The 15,490-nt window shown below is 59.9% G+C and carries 15 protein-coding genes; 7 read left to right on the top strand and 8 right to left on the bottom strand.

Features of this window, described 5'->3' with window-relative positions:
- Positions 1-352: 352 nt before the first annotated feature.
- The 7 genes from SB725_RS11995 to SB725_RS11965 all read left to right on the top strand — a co-directional run bounded on the left by SB725_RS11995 (position 353) and on the right by SB725_RS11965 (position 5,518).
- Positions 353-823, top strand: coding sequence for a hypothetical protein (locus SB725_RS11995; protein ID WP_027921951.1), 471 nt, complete (start codon positions 353-355; stop codon positions 821-823).
- A 158-nt stretch (positions 824-981) separates the two neighbouring features.
- The gene (locus SB725_RS11990; protein ID WP_027921952.1) at positions 982-1,614 is read left to right on the top strand and encodes a TetR family transcriptional regulator; all 633 of its coding nucleotides are present in this window, start codon (positions 982-984) and stop codon (positions 1,612-1,614) included.
- 196 nt (positions 1,615-1,810) lie between these two features.
- Positions 1,811-2,311 carry an urease accessory protein UreE gene (gene ureE / locus SB725_RS11985; protein ID WP_027921953.1) on the top strand — a complete coding sequence of 167 codons (501 nt, stop codon included), beginning with the start codon at positions 1,811-1,813 and terminating at the stop codon, positions 2,309-2,311.
- Positions 2,308-2,982: an urease accessory protein UreF gene (locus SB725_RS11980; protein WP_027921954.1), complete on the top strand. Its 675-nt coding sequence runs from the start codon at positions 2,308-2,310 to the stop codon at positions 2,980-2,982. The genes ureE and SB725_RS11980 overlap by 4 nt, the downstream gene beginning before the upstream one ends.
- Positions 2,983-3,005: 23 nt before the next feature.
- Positions 3,006-3,620: an urease accessory protein UreG gene (ureG, locus tag SB725_RS11975; RefSeq protein WP_007947546.1), complete on the top strand. Its 615-nt coding sequence runs from the start codon at positions 3,006-3,008 to the stop codon at positions 3,618-3,620.
- A gap of 29 nt (positions 3,621-3,649) precedes the next feature.
- Positions 3,650-4,222 (top strand): HupE/UreJ family protein, encoded by a 573-nt coding sequence (locus SB725_RS11970; RefSeq protein ID WP_059181719.1) that lies wholly within the window; start codon positions 3,650-3,652, stop codon positions 4,220-4,222.
- Between the two features lie 168 nt (positions 4,223-4,390).
- Positions 4,391-5,518: an AGE family epimerase/isomerase gene (locus tag SB725_RS11965; protein WP_059181720.1), complete on the top strand. Its 1,128-nt coding sequence runs from the start codon at positions 4,391-4,393 to the stop codon at positions 5,516-5,518.
- A 94-nt stretch (positions 5,519-5,612) separates the two neighbouring features.
- On the opposite strand, the gene SB725_RS11960 is transcribed toward SB725_RS11965, so the two are convergent.
- The 8 genes from SB725_RS11960 to SB725_RS11925 all read right to left on the bottom strand — a co-directional run bounded on the left by SB725_RS11960 (position 5,613) and on the right by SB725_RS11925 (position 15,458).
- Positions 5,613-6,380, bottom strand: a complete 768-nt coding sequence (locus SB725_RS11960) for an SDR family oxidoreductase (RefSeq protein WP_027921957.1) — start codon at positions 6,378-6,380, stop codon at positions 5,613-5,615.
- A gap of 759 nt (positions 6,381-7,139) precedes the next feature.
- Positions 7,140-7,856: an ABC transporter ATP-binding protein gene (locus SB725_RS11955; protein WP_027921958.1), complete on the bottom strand. Its 717-nt coding sequence runs from the start codon at positions 7,854-7,856 to the stop codon at positions 7,140-7,142.
- On the bottom strand, positions 7,853-8,728 hold the full coding sequence (locus SB725_RS11950; RefSeq protein WP_027921959.1) for an ABC transporter ATP-binding protein: 876 nt from the start codon (positions 8,726-8,728) through the stop codon (positions 7,853-7,855). Before SB725_RS11950 ends, SB725_RS11955 begins: the two co-directional genes overlap by 4 nt.
- Complete coding sequence (livM, locus tag SB725_RS11945; RefSeq protein WP_027921960.1) at positions 8,725-10,008, bottom strand: high-affinity branched-chain amino acid ABC transporter permease LivM; 1,284 nt, start codon at positions 10,006-10,008, stop codon at positions 8,725-8,727. The genes SB725_RS11950 and livM overlap by 4 nt, the downstream gene beginning before the upstream one ends.
- A gap of 3 nt (positions 10,009-10,011) precedes the next feature.
- The gene (locus tag SB725_RS11940; protein WP_027921961.1) at positions 10,012-10,926 is read right to left on the bottom strand and encodes an ABC transporter permease subunit; all 915 of its coding nucleotides are present in this window, start codon (positions 10,924-10,926) and stop codon (positions 10,012-10,014) included.
- Positions 10,927-11,096: 170 nt separating this feature from the next.
- On the bottom strand, positions 11,097-12,230 hold the full coding sequence (locus SB725_RS11935) for a branched-chain amino acid ABC transporter substrate-binding protein (RefSeq protein ID WP_027921962.1): 1,134 nt from the start codon (positions 12,228-12,230) through the stop codon (positions 11,097-11,099).
- A 364-nt stretch (positions 12,231-12,594) separates the two neighbouring features.
- Positions 12,595-13,878 (bottom strand): NAD(P)/FAD-dependent oxidoreductase, encoded by a 1,284-nt coding sequence (locus SB725_RS11930; RefSeq protein WP_027921963.1) that lies wholly within the window; start codon positions 13,876-13,878, stop codon positions 12,595-12,597.
- A gap of 89 nt (positions 13,879-13,967) precedes the next feature.
- Positions 13,968-15,458, bottom strand: coding sequence for an aldehyde dehydrogenase family protein (locus tag SB725_RS11925; protein ID WP_410921791.1), 1,491 nt, complete (start codon positions 15,456-15,458; stop codon positions 13,968-13,970).
- Positions 15,459-15,490 lie beyond the last annotated feature (32 nt).

Raw genomic sequence — 15,490 nt, 5'->3', positions numbered from 1 at the left:
GCGACGCACGTATGAAACGTTAGGCCAGAACCGGCCTGCCATGACAGCTAGGACTGGGAAAAGCCGCGCAGGTTTAACCGAAAAGCCTATTAACGTTCAAATAATCCCCCACGATCACTCTGCGCACTCCAAACGGTGTTACCGCCACCCGCACTGCTGTGCGGCATGAGTGAGTCGAAACTACCCACTCCAGTGCAAAAACACCCGACGGAAAGGCCCGGTTTAGAGCCCTCCAGCAGAACAATCAATTCTGTTGATTATTACCATTGCGTTTATGAACTTTCATATCGACTTATCGAGAGTAGCATTGCCCTCGTACCCACTTTATCGCCCTCCCAAGGAGCACCCCATCATGAAACGCCAATTACTGCTTAGCCTGACCCTCTCGATGCTAGCCAGCACCGCTTTCGCTCTGCCAGCCGCTGATCAGGCCACTCCGCAAGTCAAAGACAGCCACTCGGTGTTCAGCCAAACCGTCGCCGCTGATGGTTCCGACCGCACTCCACAAGGCCAGACCCTTGCCGAAGGCGGTAACGATCGCCTGAAAGAAAAAGGCTTGATCACTCAAGATGGCTCGGATCGCACCCCACAAGGCCAGGCCCTGGCTGCTGACGGTTCCGATCGCACTCCACAAGGTCAAACCCTGGCTGCTGACGGTTCCGACCGTACTCCACAAGGCCAAACCCTGGCTGCTGACGGTTCCGACCGTACTCCACAAGGTCAAACCCTGGCTGCTGACGGTTCCGACCGTACTCCACAAGGCCAAACCCTGGCTGAAGGTGGTGGTGACCGTGTGATCGAACGCAACAGCGCTCTGAGCTAAGCCTCATGGCCGCCCTGAAAAAAAGCCCAATCCCCGGATTGGGCTTTTGACTTATAGAGAAGCCGCGCTTTCCCCCGCCTGCCCCCGATAGTCGTTCGACGCCAGCGAAGCCGATTTGCTAGAGTGCGCCGCTGTCCTGTCCAGAAAACACCCTTGCGATGCTGCCCCGCGCCGAACAGAAACAACAAACCCGCAACGCCCTGATGGACGCTGCCCGTCACCTGATGGAATGCGGCCGAGGATTCGGCAGTCTCAGCCTGCGCGAAGTGGCAAAAACCGCTGGCATCGTGCCCACCGGTTTCTACCGGCATTTCGCCGATATGGATGAACTGGGCCTGGTGCTGGTCAGCGAAGTCGGTCAGACCTTCCGCGAAACCATTCGCCTGGTGCGCCATAACGAATTCGTCATGGGCGGCATTATCGATGCGTCGGTGCGGATCTTTCTCGACGTGGTCAGTGCCAATCGTTCGCAATTTCTGTTTCTTGCCCGTGAGCAATACGGCGGATCGCTGCCCGTGCGGTTGGCGATCGGGCGGTTGCGCGAAGACATCAGCTCGGATCTGGCGGCCGACTTGTCGTTGATGCCAAAGCTGCAGCATCTGGACATTGCCGGGTTGAGCGTGATGGCGGACCTGATTGTAAAAAGCGTGTTCGCGACACTGCCGGACATCATTGACCCGCCCGCCGAAGCGCTACCGGAGCATCTGACGCCGCAAGCGAAAATCACGCAGCAACTGCGCTTCATCTTCATCGGCCTGAAACACTGGCAAGGCCTCGGTAGCACAGAATAATCCCCTATCCCCGCTCCCATAAGGAGTTGCATCGCTGCAAATTGGTGCGCCACACCCTATCCCCGCACCAATTTCAGCCAAAACCCTGCAACATCCAGAAACACCCACTGCGCTCCGACAGGTATTTCCTACGTATCCCCCGATTGGCAAGCCCCTTGCTCTAGCCTGAGCATTGCCCATTGCTGGAAGCCTACCGATGCTGGTGATTCATCGCAGAATCGACCCTCGACCCGTCTGGGCCGCTGAATTGCACCTGACCTTCGAAGCCCGGAGTAAAAGCCGTTTGCGCTGTTTCAGTGCCGAAGGTGAAGACGTCGGGTTATTTTTGGAGCGCGGTCAGCCGCCCCTGTATGACGGCGAGTGCCTGCAAGCGGAAGACGGGCGCATCGTGCGTGTTTGCGCCCGCCCCGAACAATTGCTGCACGTTACCTGCGCCAACGCCTTCGAATTGACTCGCGCCGCCTATCACCTCGGCAACCGCCATGTCGCCCTGCAGATCGGTGATGGCTGGCTGCGCCTGCTTGACGATTACGTGCTCAAAGCCATGCTCGAACAGCTGGAGGCCAAGGTCGAAAACATCGAAGCGCCGTTCCAGCCGGAACACGGCGCCTATGGTGGCGGCCATCACCATTCGCGGCATGGCGACGAAGACTTCAACTACCCACCGAAACTGCACCAGTTCGGCGTCCGTTTATGAACCCGGCCTGGGCGCTGCTGCGCCTGGCCAGTCCGCAGTTGCCGATTGGCGGCTACAGCTATTCCCAAGGTCTGGAAATGGCGGTGGATAACGGCCGCGTGAGCGATGCAGACGGCGCGCGACGCTGGATCAGCGATCAATTGTTGCTGAACCTGGCGCGGTTCGAAGCGCCGCTGTTACTCGCCCATTGCGTGGCCGCCGCGGAGGAAAACTGGGCCGAATTGCAGCAACGCTGCGAAGAACACCGGGCCAGTCGGGAAACCCGCGAATTGCATCAAGAGAGCCGGCAGATGGGCTACTCCTTGCAACAACTGCTCAGCGGTTTGCCGGAACTCGACGCACCCGCCCGCGCCTTCCTCGAACAACGCCCCGAACCGCATCTGGCCCTCGGCTGGGCGCTGGCCGCCCGGGCCTGGGGGATCAGTCCGCAGGATGCGCTGGCCGCGTGGCTCTGGAGCTGGCTGGAAAACCAGTTGGCGGTGCTGATGAAAACCCTGCCGCTGGGCCAGCAAGCCGCGCAACGCCTGACCAGCGAACTGCTGCCGCTGCTGCAACAAGCCCAGCAGGACGCCACCCGAATCAACCCCGAACACTATGGCAGCGCCGCGTTTGGCCTGTCCCTGGCGTGCATGGCCCATGAGCGCCAGTACAGCCGTCTGTTCCGTTCCTAGGGCCTTTTAAGTTGGAGAACCACATGAACACACAACCCCTGCGCGTCGGCATCGGCGGCCCGGTCGGTTCCGGTAAAACCGCGTTGACCCTGGCCCTGTGCCTGGCCCTGCGCGAGCGCTACAACCTGGCCGTCGTCACCAATGACATCTACACCCGCGAAGACGCCGACTTTCTGGTGCGCAACGAAGCCTTGGCGCCGGAGCGGATCATCGGTGTGGAAACCGGCGGCTGCCCGCACACGGCGATCCGCGAAGACGCCTCGATCAACCTCGAAGCCGTGGATCAACTGAACCGCCGCTTCCCGGGGCTGGACCTGATTCTGGTGGAGTCCGGTGGCGACAATCTGTCTGCGACGTTCAGCCCCGAACTGTCCGACCTGACCATCTATGTGATCGACGTTTCGGCCGGCGACAAGTTGCCGCGCAAGGGCGGTCCGGGGATCTGCAAATCCGATCTGCTGGTGATCAACAAAGTCGACCTCGCGCCATTGGTAGGTGCGTCGCTGGAGATGATGGACAGCGACACCAAACGCATGCGCAACGGCAAGCCGTTTGTCTTCAGCAACCAGAAAACCGGTCTGGGCCTTGAAGAAATCATCGCCTTCATCGAACGCCAAGGCCTGCTGACAGCCGCCTGACCACAACTTATCAACAAGGATGCTAATCCATGACACTGAAACGTATTCTGGGCGCCATGGCCCTGCTGCTGACCCCGGCCATCGCCTTCGCCCATCCGGGACATGGCGACAATGGCCTAATCGCCGGTATCAGCCACCCGATTGGCGGCCTCGATCACTTGCTGGCGATGGTGGCTGTTGGCTTGTGGGCGGCGCAGCAAAAAGGCGCGGCGCGCTGGGCGCTGCCGTGTACGTTTGTCGGCACGATGTTGATTGGCGGGTTGCTGGGGTTTGAAGGGCTGAACCTGCCGGCGCTGGAAGGCGCGATTGCCGCGTCGGTGCTGGCGCTGGGTCTGGCGGTGGCGTTGGCGGTGCGTCCGCCATTGAGCCTCGCGGTGGCGGCGACGGCGTTGTTTGCGCTGTTCCATGGTGTGGCGCATGGGCTGGAGTTGCCGGACATGTCGAGCCCTTGGGCGTATGCGGCCGGGTTCGTGGCAGCGACGGCGGCGTTGCATGGGTTGGGTTATGCGGTCGTTCGGGTGTTGCCGCACGCGGCGGCTCCGCTGGTTCGATTGGCGGGCGCGGCGTCCGCAGCGACTGGCGTGTGGTTGTTGGCGGGCTGATTTCTTTATCGCCGGTAATGGCCTCATCGCGAGCAAGCTCGGCTCCCACAGTGGAATGCGTACTCCTGTGGGAGCCGAGCTTGCTCGCGATGGCGGCCTGACAGACACCGCATCTCTCAGGCCTGCTAACATGTCGCGCAATCAACCCTGCCGTGACGACGCCAGCCAATGCCGCCTGTTTCCCGCTCCGCCTCCCAGCCTGAATTGACCGCCCTGTTCGCCTCGGTGCAACAGCACTTCCAGGACGTGATCGTGCCGCTCTGGCAAGGCCCCGGCTGGAATGCCGACATGGCGCTGCCGTATGAGGCGCTGGACGCGGAGCATCAGCCGCTGCCGCCTCAACGCTATCGGGCCATGGCCTGCGCACGGCAGCTGTATCTTTTCTCAAGCCTGATCGGCCAGGTGCCGGGCGCCGAAGCGCGTGCCGCCGTGCTGTTCCGATCCCTTCAGCAGCACTTCCACGATGCCGAGCACGGCGGCTGGTTCTACAGCATCGACCCGCAAGGCGCGCCACTCGACCCGCGCAAAGACCTCTACACCCACGCATTCATTCTGTTCGCCTGCGCCCATTACTGGGACAAGGTTCGCGAGCCGCTGGTGGAATCGGTACTCAATGCAGCGCTGGAAGTGATCGCTCAGCGTTTCGCGACGGGCGACGGCCTGTACGAAGCCAGCCTCGACCGTGGCTGGTCCTCGCTTGATTCCGGGCCGCTGCAAAATCCCCTGATGCACTTGGCCGAAGCCTTCCTTGCCACCCTGTCGGTGCGTGAAGACGCCGCCGTGCAGCGAGCGCTCGTCGACTTATGCACAGCCATGCAGAAGCGCTTCATCGACCCGCAACAGTGCGTGTTGATGGAGAAGCCGTTGGGGGCTGTGGATAACTGGTTTGAGCCGGGGCATCAGTTCGAATGGTATTTCCTGCTGGAATCTTCACCGTTACTGCGCGGCTCGGCATTACATGTGTCGCTTGATCATGCATTTACGCTGACCGAGCAGCGGGGTGTTGATCCACAGACGGGTGCCGTTGTCGCGATGCTCGATCTGGAGGGTTCTGCAAAGGATGCCACCCAGCGCATCTGGGCCCAGGCTGAATACCTGCGCGCCCTGACCTTGCGGCCCGACAGCGAGGCCTCTGTGCAGCGTCAATTGCAGGCGCTGCAACAGCATTTCCTGCATGCGGGTGGTTGGTATGAGTGTCGTGATGAGAAAGGCGACGTGAGCCGCAAGGACATGCCGTCGACGACGCCTTATCACTTGGCGACCTGCTATCGCGGGCTGGTCGAGTTTCTCGGCTAACTGACAGATCGCTATCGCGGGCAAGCCGCGCTCCCACAGGGATCACACTGTACCTGTGTGAGCGTGGCTTGCCCGCGATGGCCGTTACGCGGTCTTACGCCTTGGCATTACGTTCAATCGAGAAACCAGCCCAGGTCTGGCTCACCGGCATCAACTCCAGGCTGTTGATGTTGATGTGCGCCGGCGCATTCATCACCCAGAAAATAGTCTCGGCGATATCCTGCGGCTGGATCGGCTCGGCACCCGCATACGTCGCGTTGTACCGCTCCTGGTCACCGGCGAAACGCACCAGCGAGAACTCGCTCTCACACAGACCCGGCTCAATGTTGCTGACGCGCACGCCAGTGCCTTGCAGGTCGCAACGCAGGTTCAACGAGAACTGCTTAACGAACGCCTTGCTCGCGCCATACACATGGCTGCCCGGATACGGATAGTTGCCAGCGATGGAGCCAAGGTTAACGATGCCGGCGCCACGGCCATGGGCAATCAGGCGCGGTAGCAGCAGACGGGTGCTGTACATCAGGCCTTTGATGTTGGTGTCGACCATGGTGTCCCAATCGTCGAGATCGCACTTGGGTGCCGGGTCCACACCGAGCGCCAGGCCGGCGTTGTTGATCAGCCCGCGCAGCTTGGCGAAGGATGGCGGCAGGTTGGCAATCGCTTCCTCCATGGCTTTGCGATCACGCACGTCGAGCACCAGGCCATGCACCTCGGTCTGCTTCGACAATTCGGCGCACAGGGCATTCAGGCGCTCTTCACGACGGCCTGTCAGCACCAGTTTCCAGCCAGCCTCGGCAAAACGGCGGGCACAGGCTTCACCAAAACCGGAGGTCGCGCCGGTAATAAACAGGGTGTTGGACATCGTGTTCTCCTTGCTTCGGCTGATGGACAGCCCTTGGAATAGAAAATCAGCTGGCAGCATGCCCGGCCTTGCTCACAGCGGCAACCACCGCAAAAGCTGTACGAAAAACAACCAACCCAGCGAACGCCTTACGCCCCGCGGCTTGCAGCCATGTACGCGCACGTTATCCACAGGCCGGTCCACAGTTTCCGGGGGCAAGTGGAAAAGCTGGAAGCCGCTGTGCACAAGGCTTTGCGGGGAGTTTTGAAAGTTTTTTGCTTGACCCTCGAATGCTCGCGGTGTAGCGCAGGGCATTTTGCACGATGGGCCCTACAGAGCAGCGATGGCGCCAAGCCAGTAACTACGGCCCTCAGCCGAGTCTTTCCAGAGTTTAATCACAGACTTATCCACAGGCTTGCCCTACCTGTTTCGCCTCTCTTTTGTCTCCAATAAAAAGGTTGACAACGACGGTTCGCCCCCACGCAAAAACGCCTGATCAAAAAACAACCACAGCGCTACAAGCCACGGATTTAAAGGCGCCCAGCCAGCTACTCCCACGTTATTCACAGCCAGTTCCACAGCAAACGGGGACAAGTCAAAACCGTGACAAAACAACTATTTGCAGCGGCTTTATGTCGCGCTTTCAGAGCTTGTGAATATTGTTTTCCACAATTTCCAGAAAGCACTGTTTTGTGACCTGTAGGGGGTAATGCGGTGAATTGGGGACGTAAAAAAGCCCCGGCGATTGCTCGTCGGGGCTGTGGGTATTTCAGCGAAGAATCAATGACCGCCGAGATACGCGTTACGCACTTCCTCGTTCACCAGCAGCTCCTTGCCGGTGCCCGTGAGGCGGATCTCGCCGTTGACCATCACATACGCCCGGTCCGACAACTTGAGCGCGTGGTTGGCGTTCTGCTCGACCAGGAAGATGGTCATGCCGGTTTTGGCCAGCTCGCGCAAGGTCGCGAAGATCTGTTTCACCACAATAGGCGCCAACCCCAGGCTTGGCTCGTCGAGCAACAGCAGTTTTGGCCGGCTCATCAACGCACGAGCGATGGCGAGCATTTGCTGTTCGCCGCCGGACATGGTCATTGCCCGCTGGTTGCGCCGCTCTTCAAGCCTTGGGAACAACTCGAACATGCGTTGCATGTCTTCCTTGGCGTACTTGTCACCGATAGGGATGGTGCCCATCAGCAGGTTTTCCTCGACAGTCATGTCGGGGAACACCCGCCGCCCTTCCGGCGATTGCGCGATGCCATTGGACGCGATGTAGTGGGACGACTTGTGGGTGATGTCCACACCCTGATAGATGATCTGCCCGTCTGCCGCGCGCGGCTGGCCGAAAATCGACATCAGCAGGGTCGACTTGCCGGCACCATTGGAGCCGATCAGGCTGACTGTTTCACCTTCATTGATGTGCAACGAGACTTTCTTCAAGGCCTGGATCGGCCCGTAAAACACGTCCAGTTCCTTGAGTTCGAGGATCGGTTGACTCATAACACCACTTCCTCTTCATCGGCGCCCAGGTAGGCCGCAATCACTTTCGGGTCGTTGCGGATCGCGTCGGGGCCGCCCTCGGCGATGACGATGCCGTGGTCCAGCACCACGATGTGGTCGGAAATACTCATCACCATGCCCATGTCGTGTTCGATCAGCACCACGGTCAGATCGTGCTCGTCACGCAGCAGCCGGATCATCGCGCTCAATGCTTCGGTTTCCTGAGGGTTGAGGCCGGCGGCCGGTTCGTCGAGGCAGATGATCTGCGGACGGGTGCACATGGCCCGGGCGATTTCCAGGCGGCGTTGTTGGCCGTAGGACAATTCGCCGGCGAGGCGGTTGGCGCAATCCACCAGGTCCACCACTTCCAGCCAGTAGAAAGCATGGTCCAGCGCATCACTTTCAGCCTTGCGGTAGCCCTTGGTGTTGAGGATGCCGGCCAGCATGCTGCGGTTGACCCACATGTGTTGGGCCACCAGCAGGTTTTCCAGCACCGACATTTCCTTGAACAGGCGAATGTTCTGGAAGGTCCGCGCCAGCCCGGCCCGGTTCACCAGGTGGGTGCCGCCAAACATCTTGTAGTACAGACGACTGGCGAAGGATTTAGGCGAGACGAAATCGGTCGGTTTGAACGCTTCGCCCAGCAATTGGATGACATTGGTCTGCTCGCCGCGCACGTTCAGTTCGATCTTGCCGCCGGAGGCCTTGTAGAACCCGGTCAGGCAGTTGAACACCGTGGTCTTGCCAGCGCCGTTGGGGCCGATCAGGGCGAAGATCGAGTTGCGTTTGACCTGCAGGCTGACATCATTCAACGCCTTGATGCCGCCAAAGTGCATCATCAGCTTCTCGACCGAGAGTACGACTTCGCTCATGGCGCTACTCCTTTACGCGGGGTCACACCGGTACGGCTGATCCGAATCAGGCCGCGCGGTCGCCAGATCATCATCAACACCATCAGGATGCCGAACAGCAGCACGCGGTATTCCGCGAAGCCACGCAGCAGCTCCGGGGCGACGGTCAGCACGAAGGCTGCAATCACCACGCCGATGGTCGAGCCCATGCCGCCGAGTACCACGATGGCGAGGATCAGGGCCGATTCAAAGAAGGTAAACGAGGTCGGGTTGACGAAGCCTTGATAGGTGGCGAAGAACACGCCAGCCAGACCGGCCGTCGACGCACCGATGGTGAACGCCGAGAGCTTCACCAGTACATGGTTCAGGCCCATGGAGCGGCAGGCGATCTCGTCTTCACGCAAGGCTTCCCAGGCGCGGCCAACCGGCATACGGGTCAAGCGATGCTTGATGTACAACACCGCCAGCACAACCATGAACAACACCGCGTAGATGAAGTAGTACTTCACGTCGGGGTTGTAGGCGATGCCGAAGAACTCGTGGAACGGTATGCCGCCGTCTTTCGCCCGTTTGCCGAACTCCAGGCCGAAGAACGTCGGCAGCGGTGCCGGCATGCCGTTCGGGCCGCCGGTCAGCGACAGCCAGTTGTTGAGGATCAAGCGGATGATTTCACCGAAACCCAGGGTCACGATGGCCAGGTAGTCACCGTGCAGACGCAACACCGGGAAGCCGAGGATGCACCCGGCAAGCCCGGCAGTGATTGCCGCCAGCGGCAGCACCGTCCAGAAGCCCAGGCCGAGGTACTGGTAACCGAGCGCCAGGCCATAGGCGCCGATGGCATAGAACGCCACGTAACCCAGGTCGAGCAGGCCGGCCAGGCCGACCACGATGTTCAGCCCCAGACCGAGTAGCACGTAGATCAATCCAAGGATGACCACGCCCAGCAGGTAGGAGTTGGAGAAAAACGGAAACACCACGGCAATGACGATCATCAGCGGGATGATCCAGCGCAACCGGGATTTGTAATCGGGCGGCAGTACATGAACTCCGGAGCCGGTGGTTTCAAACCCTTCGAGAATTTTCAGACCCTTGGGTGTTTGCAGGAACAGGCTCAGGGCAAAACGGCCCGCCATGACGATGGCGACAATCCACGCCACGCGTGTTGGTTGCAGGTTGAAGCCATAGCCGTCGAGGACAATGCCGACAATCGGACCAAACACGATGAGCGCTACAAGGCCGGCAAGAATCGCGTCAACCAGGCTTCTTTTGAGATCAATGGTTTTTTTAGTGGTTGAAGACATCGCTTACACCTTCGACACAAGAGGACGGCCGAGCAGGCCTTGAGGCCGAAAGACCAGAACGAGAACGAGCAGCGAGAAGCTGAAAACGTCTTTGTAGTCCGAGTTGACCAGACCAGAGAACAGCGACTCGGAGATCCCGAGAATGATCCCGCCGAGCATCGCACCCGGCAACGAGCCGATCCCGCCGAGTACCGCTGCGGTGAACGCTTTGATACCGATGACGAAACCTGCGTAGAAGTCGAACGTGCCGTAGTTCATGGTGATCAGTACGCCGGCCAGGGCCGCCATCGCTGCACCGATGATGAACACGTAGGAAATCACGCGGTCGGTGTTGATCCCCAGGATCGAGGCCATCTTGCGGTCTTGCTGGGTCGCGCGGCACATGCGGCCGAGCTTGGTGTACTTGATGACGTAGGTCAGCAGGCCCATCCCGACAAACGCGGCGACCAGAATGAAGATCTTGGTGTAGGTCAACTGGACGAAGCCAGTGCCGACTTCAACGCGCCATGCACCGGTCAGCAGTGTCGGAACACCTTGCTGGCGTGCACCTTGGGCGATCTGTGCATAGTTTTGCAGGATCAGGGAAATACCGATGGCGCTGATCAGCGGTGCCAGTCGGGTTGAGTTTCGCAGCGGTTTGTAGGCGACGCGCTCGATGACCCAGCCATACACCGCCGTAACGACGATGGTGAAGACCAGTGTGCCGAGCATCAGCAGCGGGAAGGATTCAATACCGAAGTAAGCCAGCAGAGCCAGACTGATTGCCGCCAGGTAAGCAGAAATCATGTAAACCTCGCCGTGGGCGAAGTTGATCATGCCAATGATGCCATAGACCATTGTGTAGCCGATGGCGATCAGGCCATAGACCGACCCGAGGGTCAGGCCGTTGACCAGTTGCTGCAGGAAAATACCATCCATAACGCAATCTCACGCATTTGAGAGACTGCACAGAAGCCGGGTGCGACGGACCGGGGTTCAGCCGCCGACGCTAACCGGTTGTGTGCAGCTCTACGAGAAAAGACAGGTACTGCACGGACATGTTCTTTGAATGCCCGACGCACAAGGCGCCGGACAATCAGCAGGTCATATCACTTCTGTTTTTCCAGCTGGTGGTATTTGCCGTCCTTATCCCACTGGTAAACCACGTAGTCGGAGACTTTCAGGTCGCCCTTGGCGTCCCAGGTCTTCTCGCCCATCACGGTTTTGACCGGGTTGGCTTTCAGCCATTTGGCAGCGTCTTCGCCCTTGTTGGACTTGGCGCCATTGAAAGCAGCGGCCAGGGTCTGGACCGAAGCGTAAGCGTAGAGGGTGTAGCCTTCAGGCTCGGTACCGGCCTTGCGGAAAGCGTCTACCACGGTCTTGCTGTCTGGCAGCAGGCGTGGGTCCGCGCCGAAGGTCATCAGCACGCCGTCGACGTATTGCGGGCCGCCAGCGGTGGTCACCAGTTCGTCGGTCACGATGCCGTCATCGGACATGAATTTCACGTCTTTCAGGCCTTCGGTACGCAGCTGTTTAACCAGTGGACCCGCCTCTGGGTGCAGGCCGCCGAAGTAGACCACGTCGGCACCGGCCGCACGGATCTTGGTCACCACGGCGCTGAAGTCTTTCTCACCGCGAGTCAGGCCTTCATACAGAACCGGTTTCACACCGCGTTTTTCCAGCTGAGCCTTGGTGGCATCAGCCAGGCCCTGACCGTAGGTGTCCTTGTCGTGCAGCACGGCAACTTTTTTGCCCTTGAGCACGTCGACGATGTAGTCGCCGGCCACGATGCCTTGCTGGTCGTCACGCCCGCACATACGGAACATGGCACTCAGGCCGCGCTCGGTAACAGCCGGGTTGGTGGAACCTGGGGTGATTGCAATGATGCCCGCTTCGTCGTAGATCTCGGAGGCCGGGATGGTCGACGAGGAGCAGAAGTGACCGACCACGCCAGCCACTTTCTGGTTGGTCAGGTCCTTGGCGACCGTCACAGCCTGTTTCGGTTCGCAGGCGTCATCGCCCTTCACCAGTACGATTTTTTCCCCGTTAACGCCGCCCGCCGCGTTGACCGCGTCGGCTGCAGCCTGTGCACCCTTCATGTACTGCTCGCCAAATGCCGCGTTGGCGCCTGTCATCGGGCCCGCCACACCGATTTTCACATCAGCCTGTGCAAACGCAGAAACACCCAGCGCAGCTGCCACTGCGAGGGCCAGAAAGCCTTTCTTGTAAAACGTCTGGGACATGAGGTGGTGCTCCAAGGTTTTTTTTTAGTTGGCACTGCGATTTCACTGATTGCTCAGAGCAAGGGCCGTGCCATCGGTTTTTTATTCTGAAAAAAGTCGCTGCTTTATTGTTTTTTCGACTGTTTCGATCCCATTTTCATTGGGCGTGCAACCGTCTAAACCGCGGAAGGTGAAACCATTTATTTTTAAAGGCGCAACCCGCATGCGCCATCATTGCAACCGCGGCGTTAAACGACGTGCAACCAGCCTGTAACAACGTGCGTCACCGAAGTGCACACTGCTGGTGCGGGACTGCTACAACCCGCACCATTACAGGCTAGTCGCTGCGCCGAAAAGCGCCGCTTCCAGCAACAAATTTCAACAATCAGATGACGATCCGCAAGCACTGGCCTGCGTGATACAGCGAGAATCCAGCCTCGTATAGACAACTGCGCAACCCTACTCCCGCCAGGGGCTGCATCGGTGCGAACGGAATCGGTAGCGCTTGAGGATTTCCGTTACACAAATAATCGGCAAAGGCTTTGCCGACGACTGTCCCCGTGGTCACGCCCCGGCCGTTGTAACCGGTGACTGCCACTAAACCGGGCGCCGGTTCGAACAGACGCATCAAATGATCGGGGGTGAACGCAATGCAGCCGGTCCACGTGCATTCCCACTCCACCGGTTTGAGGTAGGGGAAATAGTGTTGCTGAACGCGGTCAGCCCAGGCTTTGAGGAACCAGGCCGGTTTCTGATTGCCATTACCGAGACTTCCGAGCAACAGACGCCCGTCCTTGTCGCGACGAATGCTGCTGAGCACCTGACGGGTGTCCCAGGAACCCTGGCCGCCAGGCAGAATCTGTTGCGCGGCGTCTTCGGTCAGCGGGACCGAAGCCACTTGGTAGTAATAACCGGGGAAGAAATTGCGCCGCAACTCTGTCCAGTCACCTTCGGTGTAAGCGTTGGAAGCGATCACGACTTTCTCGGCCATGACCGAACCCTGAGCGGTTTGCACCGACCAGCGCTGGCCCTGGCGTTCGAGTCGGGTCACCGGGGAATGATCGAACAGGTGACCGCCGAGGCTGATGGCCGCTTTGGCCAGCCCGGTGGTGTAAGCCATCGGATTGAGGGTGCCCGCACGTCGATCAAGCAAGGCAGCGGCGATTTTCTTGGTACCCGTCGCCTGCTCGCAGGCCTGGCCGGTCAACAGTTCAACCGGCGCTCCGCGACGTTTCCATTGTTCTTCACGACTGCGCAAGTCCGCCTCGCCACGGGCGTTGTGCGCCATGTGCAGCGTGCCTTCGCGGCGTAACTGGCAATCGATGTTGTATTTGTCCACAAGGCTGAACACCAGGGACGGTGCCGCGCCGAGCATGCGGTTGAGCTGGCTGCCCACCGCTTCGCCGAAGCCGGCTTCGATGTCGTCCGGCGGAATCCACATGCCGGCGTTGACCAGGCCGACATTGCGCCCCGAACCGCCATGGCCGGCGCGATGAGCTTCCAGCACACACACCGATTTACCTTGTTCCAGTAGATGCACCGCCGCCGACAGACCGGTGAACCCGGCGCCGATGACGCAGACATCGACTGTCACTTCACCCTTGAGCGCCGCGTTGTCAGGCCTTTGCGGCGTCAGTTTTTCCCACAGACACTCTTCGCGTAACGGCATTGCAAGCTCCTGTCGGAGCAGCTACAAGTCGCAAGCTACAAGCCGCAAGCCAGTTTGCTTGCAGCTGGTAGCTTGTAGCTTGCCGCTGCTTAATCGAATGTAATGCCCTGAGCCAACGGCAATTCCAGCGAGTAGTTCACGGTGTTGGTCTGGCGACGCATGTAGCCGCGCCATGCATCGGAGCCCGATTCACGGCCACCGCCGGTTTCTTTTTCGCCACCAAACGCGCCACCGATTTCTGCGCCGCTCGGGCCGATGTTGACGTTGGCGATGCCGCAGTCGCTGCCGACCGCCGACATGAACTGCTCGGCTTCACGCACGTCGGTGGTGAAGATGCACGAAGACAGGCCTTGTGGCACGGCGTTGTTCAGGCGCAGGGCTTCGTCGAAATCCTTGTAGCCGATCACGTACAGAATCGGTGCGAAGGTTTCGTGGCAGACCACAGGGCTCTGCTCCGGCATTTCAACAATGGCCGGCGCGACGTAGTAGGCGTCAGGGAATTTGTCTTCCAGTTGACGCTTACCGCCGAATACCCGGCCGCCTTCGCTCAACGCCTGCTCCAGCGCGTCCTGCATGTTTTCAAAACTTTGTTTGTCGATCAGCGGACCGATCAGGTTGCCTTCCAGCGGATGGCCGATGCGCACTTTGGAATACGCGGCTTTCAAGCGGGTGACGATTTCTTCCTTCACCGATTCGTGCGCTATCAGGCGACGCAGGGTGGTGCAGCGCTGGCCGGTAGTGCCGACGGCGCTGAACAGGATGGCGCGAACGGCCATGTCCAGGTCGGCGCTAGGGCCGAGGATCATCGCGTTGTTGCCGCCCAGTTCGAGAATGCTGCGAGCGAAACGTGCGGCAATTTTCGGTGCCACTTCGCGGCCCATGCGGGTGCTGCCGGTGGCGCTGATCAGTGCGACACGCGGGTCATCGACCAGCGCTTCGCCAGCGTCGCGGCCGCCGATGATCACTTGGCTCAGGTGCGGTGGTGCGTCGCTGAAGTTTTTCAGTACGCGATCGAACAGCGCCTGGCAGGCCAGCGCGGTCAGCGGGGTTTTCTCGGACGGTTTCCAGATCACCGGGTTGCCGCAGACCAGCGCCAGCGTGGTGTTCCAGGCCCAGACCGCAACCGGGAAGTTGAACGCACTGATGACGCCGACAACGCCCAGCGGGTGCCAGGTTTCACGCATGTGGTGGCCAGGACGCTCGGACGCAATGGTCAGACCGTACAGCTGACGGGACAGACCGACGGCGAAATCGCAGATGTCGATCATTTCCTGAACTTCGCCCAGGCCTTCCTGAGTGATCTTGCCAGCTTCCCAGGAGACCAGTTCGCCAAGATCAGCCTTGTATTCGCGCAGGATGTCGCCCAATTGGCGCACCAGTTCGCCACGGCGCGGTGCCGGGACCTTGCGCCACAATTCGAACGCATGATCGGCACGACTGATGTGCTGCTCGACTTCAGCCGCGCCTTCCCAGTTCACGGCAGCAATCCGGCTGCCATCGATCGGCGAATGCACCGGCACTTTGCCGTTCTGGTACAGGGCCGGGTTTACACCAAGACGATCAAGCAATGCGGCAACCATGGGTCACTCCTCAAGCGAAAAACACAAAGGGT

The sequence above is a fragment of the Pseudomonas sp. SIMBA_041 genome, from assembly GCF_046535095.1.
In the GTDB taxonomy this organism is placed as follows: domain Bacteria; phylum Pseudomonadota; class Gammaproteobacteria; order Pseudomonadales; family Pseudomonadaceae; genus Aquipseudomonas; species Aquipseudomonas mucoides.
This window is presented reverse-complemented; position numbering and strand designations above follow the sequence as displayed.